The organism is Mesorhizobium sp. RCAM 05099, assembly GCF_059683685.1.
In genome coordinates, this window is the sequence record NZ_CM185035.1 from 4,787,876 (window position 1) to 4,799,985 (window position 12,110).

At 61.0% G+C, this 12,110-nt stretch carries 13 protein-coding genes; 5 read left to right on the top strand and 8 right to left on the bottom strand.

What is annotated here, in order from left to right:
- Nucleotides 1–448 precede the first annotated feature (448 nt).
- A complete protein-coding gene (locus AC56QQ_RS23815) occupies nt 449–1,474 on the top strand; it encodes a hypothetical protein (protein WP_489860507.1) in 1,026 nt (341 codons plus the stop codon).
- On the opposite strand, the gene AC56QQ_RS23820 is transcribed toward AC56QQ_RS23815, so the two are convergent.
- The 3 genes from AC56QQ_RS23820 to AC56QQ_RS23830 all read right to left on the bottom strand — a co-directional run bounded on the left by AC56QQ_RS23820 (nt 1,452) and on the right by AC56QQ_RS23830 (nt 4,385).
- Nucleotides 1,452–1,799 carry a DUF1491 family protein gene (locus AC56QQ_RS23820; protein WP_489860506.1) on the bottom strand — a complete coding sequence of 116 codons (348 nt, stop codon included), beginning with the start codon at nt 1,797–1,799 and terminating at the stop codon, nt 1,452–1,454. The genes AC56QQ_RS23815 and AC56QQ_RS23820 overlap by 23 nt on opposite strands.
- A 71-nt stretch (nt 1,800–1,870) precedes the next feature.
- Entirely contained in the window at nt 1,871–2,677 is an 807-nt protein-coding gene (locus AC56QQ_RS23825) for a peptidoglycan-binding domain-containing protein (RefSeq protein ID WP_497123597.1), read from the bottom strand.
- Nucleotides 2,652–4,385: a PAS domain-containing sensor histidine kinase gene (locus tag AC56QQ_RS23830; RefSeq protein ID WP_497123598.1), complete on the bottom strand. Its 1,734-nt coding sequence runs from the start codon at nt 4,383–4,385 to the stop codon at nt 2,652–2,654. The genes AC56QQ_RS23825 and AC56QQ_RS23830 overlap by 26 nt, the downstream gene beginning before the upstream one ends.
- A gap of 532 nt (nt 4,386–4,917) precedes the next feature.
- Between AC56QQ_RS23830 and AC56QQ_RS23835 the strand changes: the two genes are divergently transcribed.
- Both AC56QQ_RS23835 and AC56QQ_RS23840 read left to right on the top strand, forming a co-directional pair.
- Nucleotides 4,918–5,271 (top strand): DUF5330 domain-containing protein, encoded by a 354-nt coding sequence (locus AC56QQ_RS23835; RefSeq protein ID WP_489860503.1) that lies wholly within the window; start codon nt 4,918–4,920, stop codon nt 5,269–5,271.
- A gap of 100 nt (nt 5,272–5,371) precedes the next feature.
- Nucleotides 5,372–5,800, top strand: a complete 429-nt coding sequence (locus tag AC56QQ_RS23840) for a SufE family protein (RefSeq protein WP_497123599.1) — start codon at nt 5,372–5,374, stop codon at nt 5,798–5,800.
- A gap of 105 nt (nt 5,801–5,905) precedes the next feature.
- On the opposite strand, the gene AC56QQ_RS23845 is transcribed toward AC56QQ_RS23840, so the two are convergent.
- On the bottom strand, nt 5,906–6,331 hold the full coding sequence (locus tag AC56QQ_RS23845; protein ID WP_091576990.1) for a Ros/MucR family transcriptional regulator: 426 nt from the start codon (nt 6,329–6,331) through the stop codon (nt 5,906–5,908).
- 429 nt (nt 6,332–6,760) lie between these two features.
- Nucleotides 6,761–7,129 (bottom strand): SH3 domain-containing protein, encoded by a 369-nt coding sequence (locus AC56QQ_RS23850; RefSeq protein ID WP_497123600.1) that lies wholly within the window; start codon nt 7,127–7,129, stop codon nt 6,761–6,763.
- Nucleotides 7,130–7,245: 116 nt separating this feature from the next.
- On the opposite strand from AC56QQ_RS23850, the gene AC56QQ_RS23855 reads away from it, so the two are divergent.
- Both AC56QQ_RS23855 and AC56QQ_RS23860 read left to right on the top strand, forming a co-directional pair.
- Nucleotides 7,246–9,372, top strand: coding sequence for a S9 family peptidase (locus AC56QQ_RS23855; protein WP_497123601.1), 2,127 nt, complete (start codon nt 7,246–7,248; stop codon nt 9,370–9,372).
- 94 nt (nt 9,373–9,466) lie between these two features.
- Entirely contained in the window at nt 9,467–9,856 is a 390-nt protein-coding gene (locus AC56QQ_RS23860) for an SET domain-containing protein (RefSeq protein ID WP_091576987.1), read from the top strand.
- 7 nt (nt 9,857–9,863) lie between these two features.
- Here AC56QQ_RS23860 and AC56QQ_RS23865 read toward each other — a convergent pair whose 3' ends face one another.
- The 3 genes from AC56QQ_RS23865 to AC56QQ_RS23875 all read right to left on the bottom strand — a co-directional run bounded on the left by AC56QQ_RS23865 (nt 9,864) and on the right by AC56QQ_RS23875 (nt 12,023).
- Nucleotides 9,864–10,814: a cytochrome c gene (locus AC56QQ_RS23865; RefSeq protein WP_497123602.1), complete on the bottom strand. Its 951-nt coding sequence runs from the start codon at nt 10,812–10,814 to the stop codon at nt 9,864–9,866.
- 9 nt (nt 10,815–10,823) lie between these two features.
- Nucleotides 10,824–11,261: a c-type cytochrome gene (locus AC56QQ_RS23870; protein WP_489860499.1), complete on the bottom strand. Its 438-nt coding sequence runs from the start codon at nt 11,259–11,261 to the stop codon at nt 10,824–10,826.
- Nucleotides 11,262–11,420: 159 nt separating this feature from the next.
- A complete protein-coding gene (locus AC56QQ_RS23875) occupies nt 11,421–12,023 on the bottom strand; it encodes a superoxide dismutase (RefSeq protein ID WP_091576982.1) in 603 nt (200 codons plus the stop codon).
- Between the last annotated feature and the right edge of the window lie 87 nt (nt 12,024–12,110).

Genomic DNA, 12,110 nt, shown 5'->3' on the forward strand with positions numbered 1-12,110 from the left:
TTTGGGACCTCACATGCGCGAAACAAACATTTAAAGCGCGACGCCTGAATCCGTTCGAACGCGACGCGCTTTAATGATGCGGGACCGGCTTCGTCCGCGGCGGGCCCGGCTTGTCGGGATCGACCGGCCGCACTTCGCCAGCGTGAGACCGCTCGTAACGGATGCCGGGAAAGATGATCACTGCCGCCGGCATTTCGGCGGTTTGCTTTATGCGATTGCTTGGTGCCGTTCGCGGCACGAAAGACAGTACCATGCCCATGATTCGCGCATTCCTCTCGGTTTCCCCGGAGCACAACGCAACGCCTCCAAATGTCATTAAGGAGGGCAGAGGGTTAACGGAGCGCTAACGGATCGTCGCTAACTTGATCTTTGTTCTTGGTAAGCGCTCGACCGACATGGTCCCGGTCGAGCATGGCCAGGTCTGTGTCTGTTATCGGGCGTATCCTTCGTGTCATCTTCGGACTTCAGGCAAATCGCGGTACGAACGGAATCGGGAAAGGCCGAAAGGCTGTTTCGCGCCGCGGTGTCGGCGTTCTGCTCGCTCACCCGCCCGTCACGCCGCGAGATCGGCCAGCTCGAGGACCTGACGCTGCCGCTGTTCGACAATGTGTCCGTCGAATCCCGCCGTTACGTCGCAGCCGCCCTTTCCGAATGCGAATATGCCCCCGCCGCGTTGGTGCGTCGTCTCTGCGAGGAACCGGTCGACATTGCCGCCCCCCTGCTCATTCGCTCGCGCGCGGTCAGCGACATCGATCTCATCGCGCTGATCGGTCGGCATGGCCTGCCTCACGCACGCGCCATAGCGCGCCGCAAGGATCTGAATCCGACCATTGCCGATCTGATCAGGGTGCTTGAACGGCCAACCCTGGTGCGGGTGCGGGATCCGGACGCCAACGCCACCAACCAGATCGCGCCGGTGATCCCGGAGGTCGCCTCCGGCACGCGAGAACAGTCGCCCGGCATTGCCGCCGAAAATGCACGGCGCAGGCTGCGGTCCATGATGCGCATTGGCGACGAGGCGGCGGCGCCAAAGGCCGGTCCTTTCACGGGAACGGACACTTATGTGAAATTGCGCGAAACGGCGTTGACGGGAAATGCCGCGTTCTTCCAGACCGCGCTCGCCGACGCGCTCGAAATCGATTTCTCGACCGCGCGATCGCTAACCGCCAACCAGAACTACGCGTCGCTGCTCGCGGCACTGCGCTCGCTCGATCTCAGCGAGGACCGGGCATTTCTGATCACGGTTGCCGTCTATCCCAGCCAATTCCCGCATCCGCAAGCGATCCGCACCTTCCTCGACCGCTACCGCCTGCTGCATCGCGATGCGGCCGTCGACAAGGTGCGGGTCTGGAAGGCCGAAACCCTTTCGAAGGTGGTTCGCGAGGCCGCGCCGGCAAACAACGATACCCGCAAGGCATCGAACAATGACGACGAGGCGGCCTCGTCCGGCCTCAGGGCGTCTTTACGGAAATAAGTTCCTCGACGGGAACGGCACCAGCCTCGATCTCGACCACCCAGATATCGGGATCGAACTTCTTTTCCTTTTCCAGTCGAGCGTCGAACACGGCGGCATCATCGCCGGTGCCGAGAAGGCTGAAGAAGCGGTCGTCGGGCTTCGCTGAATCGTAACTCGTCTGCGGCGCCGGCCCGAACAGGGCAATGTCTCCCGACCTGCCGCGCGCCAGGACAAAAACAGCGCCGGCTTCGGTTGCGCCGCGTTTGACCACGGCGGCAAATCCGCCGGCGCCGAAAACCCGGCGCAACAGGGCCGAGACCCACAGATCCGATGTGACGCGCATAAGATAACTCCGGAAGGCGTGCGGGCTATCTATCGGTATTTCCGGCGCTCGGCGAGCCGTCGTTTCGGCCGTCAGTTGGTCAGGCCGATCTCGCGCATCTTGACGTAGACGATCTCATCGGGCTCGCCGGTCTGCGGCAGCCCGAACAGCGACTGGAATTCCTTGATCGCCGCCTTGGTGCGGGCGCCGACGACGCCATCCAGTTGCATGTCGTCGTTGCCGAATGCCTTGAGCCCGGCCTGGATCTTGACGATGCGGGGATCGGGTCCCTGCGTCGAGGCATTCGTCTGGGCGGCATTCGCCTGACCCGACTGCCCGGTATTTGTCTGCAAGGACACCGGCACGGCGGCCGGTATATCCGGGCGCGGTTGCGGTCTCGGCACGACGGAAGCGGTTTTCGGCGTCGCGCCCAGTTGATCCAGCAGCAGCGCGTCGATCTCGCCGGACGCGTTGAGCCCGACCTTTTGCTGATAGGCCTGGATGGCCTTGCGCGTGTTGGGTCCGGAAATGCCGTCGACCGGGCCGGAATAGAAATCGAGATCCTTCAGTATGCCCTGCACCTGCCCGACCACCGGATCAGCCTTGACCGGTGCCGGCGAAGCACCTGGCCGCACGATGTTGAATGTCGTCTCTGGTTCGTCGGCCGCCGCATGCGGAAAACCTTGGATGCTGCGCGTCGCGAAGAACGCGCCAGCATGCGGGAAAGGCTGGTACCACAACGCGTTCGCGGAAACGTAGAACAGCGTCACCAGGAATGCCGTCGACCCGCCCACCAGGACAGGATTGCGCGAAATCATGCCACCGACCGCGACAGCGCCATCCTGAAAGGCGTTGCTGCGGCGCTTGACCGGCTTAGGCTGTTTTGCGGAGCGAGCCATTTCTGTCCTCTTTCCCCATGGCCAACGGCATCGTCAGCACTCCGGCCTTCTCCGCCGTGCGCCCCTTCGGTCCGTTCACCGGCAGGCTGATGGTCACCGTGGTGCCCTCGCCCGGCATGCTCTCGATGGACATCGTGCCGTCGTGCAGCGCCACCAGGCCCTTCACCAACGAAAGGCCGAGACCCGTCCCCTCGAAACGGCGGGTATAGTCGTTCTGGATCTGCATGAAGGGCTTGCCGAGATTGGCGAAATCTTCTTCGGCGATGCCGATGCCGGTATCCCTGACCCAGAAATGCAGGCGCGAGCCGATCCGCTTGGCGCCTATGACGACATCGCCGCCCTCCGGAGTGAACTTGATCGCATTGGAGACGAGATTGATAAGCATCTGCTGCACGGCACGCCGATCAGCATTGATATCGCCCGCATCCGGCGCGATCTGCGCTTGCAGATCGATGTTTTTGGCCTGCGCCTGCAGCCGCATCATGGACTGGCACATGTCGACCGCCTCCGAGAACCGGAACGGCTCCGGCTCGGTCGCGTAGACGCCCGATTCGATCCTGGACACGTCGAGTATCGAGGTCACGACAGCAAGCAGGTGCTGGCCCGAATCCCTCACCAGGCCGACATATTCCTTCTGACGCGGATCCTTGAAGGTACCGAACATCTCGTGCAGCAGCATATCCGAGAAGCCGATGATGGCATTCAACGGCGTGCGCAATTCATGGCTCACCACCGCCAGGAAACGTCCCTTCGCCACCTCGGCGGACGCGGCCGCCTCATTGGCCGCCGCGAAATCCTCACGCAGCCGGGCGATCTCGTTATTCTCGCGCAGCACAAGCGTGAAGACGTCGACCTCCTCTTCGCCCCGCACCAGCTCAAGCGAGAACGGCCGATAGTTGTCGGCCACTTGGCCGTTGCCATTCTGAGGCAGCCTGATGCGCAATTCGAGCCGGCGCGACAACGCGCCGTCGCGCATGTCGGCCAATGCGCTGAGATAGGAGACGCGATCCGACAGGTGGATGCGGTCGAAGAAGCCATTTCCGGAAAGCAGTTCAGGCGGCAGCTTCAAGAGCGTGCGCGCCTTTGCGGAAGCATCCAGCACCTCGCCGTGACGGGCGACGCGCAGGACCACCGCGTCGATGATGTCTTCGAGCCGGTCGGCCGTGTCCACGACATCCGCCGCGCCAGCGGTGTCGCGAAGCGCCGAAATGCGCGGAACCAGCGTGAGCGCCCAGGCCAACGGCACCAGCCAGTGCCATGGGGCGATCTGCGCCCCTGCGAACGGGAACATGGCAACGGCCAGAGGTTGAGCCAGAATGGCGACCGTTGCCGACACGGCGCCCCACAGCGCCGCGCGCCGCGAGGCACCGATCCACCAGGCTTCGAACGGCAGCGCCACGACAAGCATGGCGACAGGAGAGCTCAGTCCGCCGGCGGCGGCGATCAGGCCGCCAAGGGCAAGGCCCGCTATCGCCAGGGCGACCTGAGCCGCCACAGCCATCTTGCCGGTCGCCGCCACCAGCAAGGCGATGAACCAGCATAGACCAAAGGCCGCAAAGATGGCGGCTACGGTGACGGCGGCGCCCATGCCCGAAGTGACCAGCGTGACCGCGGCTCCCGCGGCGAAGAAAGGAGCAGCCAGCATGACGCCGATGAAGCGGCGCTGGCGCTCGCGGTCGCTCTGCCCAATGATGGACGGATGGACCATACGTTCGCAACCAGCGGCCATCGCGCCAGGCAATTCAACGTATCTGGCCTTTATTGAACTCAACTCAATGCACTCGCACTCGTCGTGGACAGCTCTGCTTTGCAGATTGTTCTGGTTGGTTCTGAAATTCGCATCCAGCGTTTAAGGAATGGATAAGGCAGGGCCGACCAAGGCCCGGCCTGCGGCAAATATCGGGATGCCGGCGGCCGAAAGCCCGGGCAAATGCCGCCATAGTAAACGGAGGGTTATTCAGCGACGCGGCCAGCCCGTCGATGAAAGCTCACGCCGGCACCCCGCCATTTTACGGGAAACCAATATAAAACAGATGGATAGATGGTTTCTGATAGATGAAGAAGATCATTCGGATCTGAATCAAATCGATTGCAAAACGGATCGTTTCGAATTTGCCTAAAATTTGAGGAAAATTCTCACTTTGCCTGCAAGCCGTCCTTTGCGGCTGTGTGCCAACATCCCGCCTACAAAAGAGGTCATGCCATATGGATGCATGATCCGGTCACGACGAGAGGCAAGCATGTTCTTCCTGATGAGAATGGCTTTCTGGTTTTCGCTGGTGTTGCTGGCGCTGCCACTGAGTGTCGGTTCCGACGAGTCGGGTCACGAAAGCGTTGGGCCGATCCAGGCCTTGTTCGCGGCACGCGAGGCAGTTGGCGACATTGCCGGCATTTGCGAGCGCAAGCCCGATGTCTGTGAGACCGGCAAGTCGGCGATGCACACCATCACCGCCCGCGCCAAGGAAACAGCCAAGATCGCGGCCGCGATGCTGGACGACAAATCCGCCGCAGGTCCTGACACGTCGACGACGACCGGCAGCGTGCCGGAAGAAATCGTCTTGCCCGACACAGTCAACTTGCCGGCGCAGAATTGAGCCGTCTCGACGGCGCACCGCGGGTTGTCTGCCCTCTCGACGCCCGCGGTGTCCTTGTTTTTTCCGTGACGCGGCACTGCTGCGTGACTATATCCAGGTCATGACGACCACGATCCAGACGATCCGCGACGACTTCTCGTTCCTCGATGATTGGGAAGACCGATATCGCTATGTGATCGAATTGGGCGAGGCGCTGCCGCCGTTTCCGGACGAGGAGCGCAACGCCGCCAACAAGGTGCCTGGCTGCGTCAGCCAGGTCTGGCTGACCACCGAACAGGGGCCGGGAACCGATCCCGTCATCACCTTCACCGGCGATTCGGACGCCCATATCGTGCGTGGGCTGGTGGCGATCATGCTGGCGCTGTTTTCCGGAAGGACCGCCAGCGAGATAGAGAAAACCGACGCGGAAGCCACATTGAGGGAGCTCGGCCTCGACGAACACCTTTCGCCGCAGCGCGCCAACGGTCTTCGCTCGATGGTCAAGCGCATCAAGCGCGACGCCGAGGCAGCACTCAAGCAGACCGCCTGACCACCCGCCGAGTTCGACCTCTTCACCCCGTCTTGCCGACCGCCCTGCAAAATCAAACGGCGCCCGAAGGCGCCGTTGGGGTCGATCCGATCTGGCAAGCGGCGATTAGCGCGCCTTGCGCTTGCGGCCGAGACCCATCTTCTTGGCAAGCTGGGACCGGGCTGCGGCGTAGTTGGGAGCAACCATCGGATAGGTCGGATCGAGATTCCACTTTTCGCGATACTGATCGGGCGTCAGGTCATAGTGGGTCATCAGATGGCGCTTCAGTGACTTGAACTTCTTGCCGTCTTCGAGGCAAACGATGTAGTCGTCATGAACCGAGCGCTTCGGGTTGACGGCCGGCTTTTGCTTGTCGGCAGGCGGCTGTTCGGCGGTTCCGCCCACGCGCCCAAGCGCGGCATGGACATCGGCAATCAGGTTCGGCAATTCGCCGACCGGCACGGGATTGTTGCTGACATAGGCAGCCACCACATCGGCGGTCAACTCGATCAGCGCATCGCTGTTTCTGGAAGGTGTTTCGACAATATCCATGGTCTTCAGGCCCCAACAGGAGTTACTTCGGTCCGCGCCCTTTTTTTACAGACAGGGCATAACACGAATTTTGTGCAGGTAGAATTTCTGCGATTCGTGTCGCGGGCACATCAATGAGCCCGCGGACCAAGTAAGTCAATTCTCCCGTTGCGCTATATTGCACGATGAAGATCAATTGTTCGCGGATCAGCTTCAATCTTTCGTGCACCATGTAATTTCTCGATATTTCCCCCGCCAAACGAGCAACGGCTGACGTTAGGTCAGCTATGCGTTACATTCGCGATAACTCACTAAGCACGTTTCAATGCTTGATTTTGCTTGGTCATCGCACGGGCAACCTTGGTTGCCCGCATCTCTCGACAAAACCACAGGTTGCCGCGTGTCTGCCGCGGGCAAGCAATCAGGCGAAATGCCTGCGGGGCCAATCAATCAGTAAGGGGCGATGTACTTGCCATAGGCCAAGCCGGTCACGAAGTCGCCGTTCTTGGCCGGATCATGCCAGACTTCGCACCAGCGATAGCGAACCTTCTGTTCCTGCTGCCGCGCCGGTTGATTGGCGATGTCGAGCAGATTTACCCCACCGGTGCATCGTCCAGTCATCTGCAGAACGGTCCCGTTCGGGTATGCCGCCTGTTTCTGGGATGTCCCCGAGGGATATTTGCGCACATTGAGCGTGTCGCCGAACGGCACATTGGCCACTTGCCAAGCCGCGAATACGGTCGCATGAGACTGGCCGACAGAAGCCAGAGCCAGCGAAGCAACGGCGAGAGCCGCAGCAATCCGAGAACAAATCGTCATCATCTCTCCTCCCGGCCAATCTCCCGAAGCCGACACAACCGATAGGCTGCGGCTCTTGAACCCGCGCTGATCGACGTGTTCATTCGCCATTCAAGATACTTCCAAAGCGAGACGCAATGACCAAGACTTCCGCATTTCCGATCGTCAGCCCGCCAGTACCCGAGAAACGGCCGGTGTCCGACACCCACCACGGCATCACGCGAACCGATGACTATGCCTGGCTGCGGGCCGACAACTGGCAGGAGATGTTCCGGGATCCGTCATTGCTCGATGCCGGGATTCGCGCGGAACTCGAGGCCGAAAACGCCTACCAGTCGAAGCTGATGGCCGACACGGTCGAACTGCAAAAGCAGCTTTTCAAGGAGATGAAGGGCCGCATCAAGGAAGACGATTCTTCCGTACCGATGAAGGATGGCCCCTATGCCTACGGTTCATCCTTCAAGCTTGGTGGTGAGCAGCCGCGTTATTTCCGCATGCCGCGCGATGGCGGTGTCGAGCAGATCCTGCTCGACGGCGACGCCGAGGCCGAAGGCAAGGCCTATTTCCGCCTCGGTGGCGTCGATCATTCGGCCGACCATCGCAAACTGCTATGGGCATTCGACGACAAGGGGTCCGAGTTCTACACGCTGCGTGTGCGCGACCTTGCCGCCGGCAAGGAGCTTGCGGACCAGATTCCCGACACTGGCGGCTCCGGTGTCTGGAATGCCGGCAATAACGGCTTCTTCTACACCCGTCTCGATCCCAATCATCGCCCGTCCAAGGTGCTGTTCCATGCGCTTGGAGACAGCCCCGACCGCGACCGGCTGATCTACGAGGAGACCGACCCCGGCTTCTTCATGAATGTCGGCGGCACGCGGTCCAACGAATGGATCATGATCGGCATCAACGATCACGAGACTTCGGAATATCGTCTGTTGAGCGCCAGCGATCCGTTTGCCGAACCCAAGCTGGTCTCGCCACGCGAGATTGGGCTTCAGTACGATTTGGAAGAAGGCGGTGACATCTTCTTCATCCTGACCAATGCCGACGGCGCCAAGGATTTCAAGATCATGACGGCGCCGGCGAGCGATCCGGTCCGCGCCAACTGGCAGGAGCTGGTGCCGCACGAGCCGGGCAGGCTGATCCTGTCGGTGATCGGCTTCAGGGACCACATGGTGCGGCTCGAACGCAAGGAGGGCCTGCCGCGCATCGTCGTGCACGACCGCAAAAGCGGCGAAGAGCATCATCTGTCGCTCGACGAGGAGGCCTTCTCGCTCGGCCTATCGGGCTCCTATGAGTACGACACCGAGATCATGCGCTTTTCCTACTCGTCGATGACGACGCCGGCGCAAGTGTTCGACTACAATATGCGCACCCGCGAGCGGGTGCTTCTGAAGACCCAGGAAGTGCCCTCCGGCCACGACCCGGACCACTACGTGACGAGGCGGCTAATGGCGCCTGCCGCTGATGGCGAACTGGTGCCGATCTCGCTTTTGCACCACCGCGACACGCCGCTGGATGGATCCGCCCCTTGCCTGCTCTACGGCTACGGCTCCTATGGCATCACCGTGCCGGCCGCGTTCAACACCAACTGGTTCTCGCTGGTCGACCGTGGTTTTGTCTTTGCCATCGCTCACGTCCGCGGCGGCAAGGACAAGGGCTATGGCTGGTACGACGACGGCAAGCGGGAGAACAAGATGAACACGTTCACCGATTTCATCGCCGTCGCGCGCCATCTGGTCCTGGAACGCTACACGTCCCACGACCGCATCATCGCACAAGGCGGTTCGGCCGGCGGCATGCTGATGGGCGCCATCGCCAACATGGCGCCGGAAAGCTTCGGCGGCATTATCGCCGAGGTGCCCTTCGTCGATGTGCTCACCACCATGCTTGACGCCAGCCTTCCGCTGACACCGCCGGAATGGCCGGAATGGGGCAATCCGATCGCGTCTGCCGATGACTACCGGACGATCGCCGCCTATTCGCCCTATGACAATGTCGCAGCGCTCGACTATCCGCCGATCCTGGCGCTGGCCGGCCTCACCGATCCGCGTGTCACCTATTGGGAACCGGCCAAATGGGTGGCGCGGCTGCGCGAGCGCAAAACCGGCAGCAATCCGGTGCTGTTCAAGATCAACATGGATTCCGGCCATGCCGGCGCATCCGGTCGGTTTTCCAGGCTGGAGGAAATCGCCTATACCTATGCCTTCGCGCTGAAGGTTGCCGGCAAGGCGCATCTTGTCGAACACAACCTTTTGAGCTGATTTTCCGCTCGCAATTGCGATAGTCGCGCGCTACCCAAGGCGCGGCTTTTTTCAAAGCCGCGCCGCCCAATCATCAATCTCGTAAGGGTCTGCCATGCTGCTCGTCGACGTCTATCTCGACAAATCGCCCATCCAGGGCATCGGTGTCTTTGCCAAGGCCCACATTCCCAGCGGCGCGCTGATCTGGAAGCTTGATCCCAAATATGACCGGCGTATCAAGGTCGAGACCTACGAGAACGAAACCGGGCCGGTCAAAGCCTATCTCGACCGCTATTCCTATCCCGACCGGCGCGACCCGAACTACATCGTCTTCGAAGCCGACGACGCGCGTTACATGAACCACGACGACGATCCAAATTGCGATGTCTCCTCGCCCGAGGAGACCTATGCGTTGCGTGACATCGCGCCCGGCGAGGAATTGACCTGCGACTACAATCATTTCTTCGAAACCGGCTTCGATTTCCTCGGCGACCGCCACCCGTAATCGAAAATCAGTTCGCCGTCTTCTTGCGAGCCGGGTAGCCGTTGGGATGCGGCGGTATGGCCTTCAGATAGGCGGCGATCGCCGCGCGATCGTCCGGAGTCAGCTCGGCCATGTTCTTTTGTACATCGACCATGGCACCGCTCGCGGAATCGAACTCCGGCGTAAAGCCGGTTTCGAGATAGTTGGCGATGTCGGCTTCAGACCATTTTCCGATGCCGCCCTCGCCCGAGGTGATGTTCGACACGATACCGTTGCCTTCAGCCGCCGCCGCGCCAGCCAGCCACTCGCTTTTCTTGGTGCCGCCGGTGAAGGCGCGCGGCGTGTGGCATTCGCCGCAATGGCCCGGTCCCTCGACCAGGTAGCGGCCAGCCATCACCGGAGCCGGCGTGCCCTCAGGGAAAGCGATCACCTCCTCCTTGCTCAAATAGAGCCGTTTCCACAAGCCGAGACCGCGACGGATGTTGAAGGGAAAACTCAACGAGTGACCTGGCGCCTTGCCGGCAACCGCTGGAAGCGTCTTCAGGAAGGCGTAGAGATCGGCGATGTCGGCGGGCCTCATGCGTGCGTAGGACGGGTAGGGAAACGCCGGGTAGAAATGCTCGCCTGAAGGCGAGACGCCCTTCAGCATGGCATTGGCAAGGTCTTCCACCGACCATGCGCCGATGCCATCCTTGGCGTCCTGCGAAATGTTGGGCGGCACGAAGGTACCGAACGGCGTCTTGAGTTCAAGACCGCCGACCAGTTGAAGTCGGGCGTCACCCTGGGAACCAGGCTTGGCATGACATGACGTACAGCCGCCGGCATTGAAAATGCGCTTGCCCCTGGCGGCATCGCCGGGGCCGAGTTGCGCCAGGGTTTCAGCGTCGAGCTTGACCGGCGCCGAGAGCAGCCATCCGGCAACAGCACCGACGCCACCCAGGATGAGGGCGGCGCCGACGAGTTTTTTCAGCAGGGGCATAGCCCGCGATCAGCCTTTTTTGATCCTGTAAGTCTGATGGCAGGTGCCGCAATCGGAGCCGATGGTGTCGAACTGCGTCTTCAAGGCGTCGACATTCGCTGGCGCGGCTGCGACCGCAGCCTTGACGTCAGCGAGATATTTGGCGTGAACCGTCTTGAAGCCTGCCATGTCTTCCCATATCTTGGGAGCAGCCGTGGTGTCGCCAGCGTCGCTGCCAGCCGGGAAAAGAGCGTCGATATCCAACTTCTCGGCATTCGCCTGAAGCGCCTGCAACGCCGTCAGGACCGCCGCTGCCTCGAAGGGCTCCTGGCCGTTGACCACTTTCGACAATCCGCCGGCAATCTTTCCACGTTCCTTCATCAGAGCCTGCCGATCGAGGATAGGATCGGCAAAAGCCGCTGAACCGACGAGGCCGAGCATAGAGATGGCGATGACAAGCTTTCTCATTCAATTGGCTCCATGATGAAGGGGGACGGAACGATAACGGCCAGGACGGCGTGAATATTCCCTGTTGATTGCCGGATTTCGCCGAGCGCGATTTTGCAGCGACCGCCTCGACGCTGGAAAAGAAAAGCCCCGGCATGCCGGGGCTTTTCCGCAAATCGATCAGGCCTTGGCCTTTTCGTAAAGCTCGAGGACATGGTCCCAGTTGATCAGGCTGTCGACGAACGCCTCGAGATATTTCGGGCGGGCGTTGCGATAGTCGATGTAGTAGGAATGTTCCCAGACATCGACGCCGAGGATCGGCGTCGCGCCGTGAACGAGTGGGTTTTCGCCATTCGGCGTCTTCGAGATCGCCAGCTTGCCATCCTTGACCGAAACCCACGCCCAGCCTGAACCGAACTGTGTCGTGCCGGCGGCGATGAAGTCGGCCTTGAACTTGTCGTAGCCACCGAGATCGCTGTCGACCGCCTTCTGCAGGGCACCCGGCAATTTGTTGCCGCCGCCGCCCTTCTTCATCCATTTCCAGAAATGGATGTGGTTGTAGTGCTGGGCTGCATTGTTGAACAGGCCGGCATTCTTGCCGAACGACTGCTTGACCACCTCTTCGACCGACAGGTCGCCCATGCCAGCCTCGGCGGCCAGCTTGTTGCCGTTGTCGACATAGGCCTTGTGGTGCTTGTCGTGGTGATATTCCAGCGTCTCTTTCGACATGTAAGGCTGCAAGGCCTCGTAGTCGTAAGGCAGAGCGGGCAATTCAAAAGCCATGGATGGTACTCCCTCGTGGAAAAATCCGGTGTCGATACCGGATTAAGATAGGTCTGGATTGAGCTGGAACAACTCCGGAATGAAGCG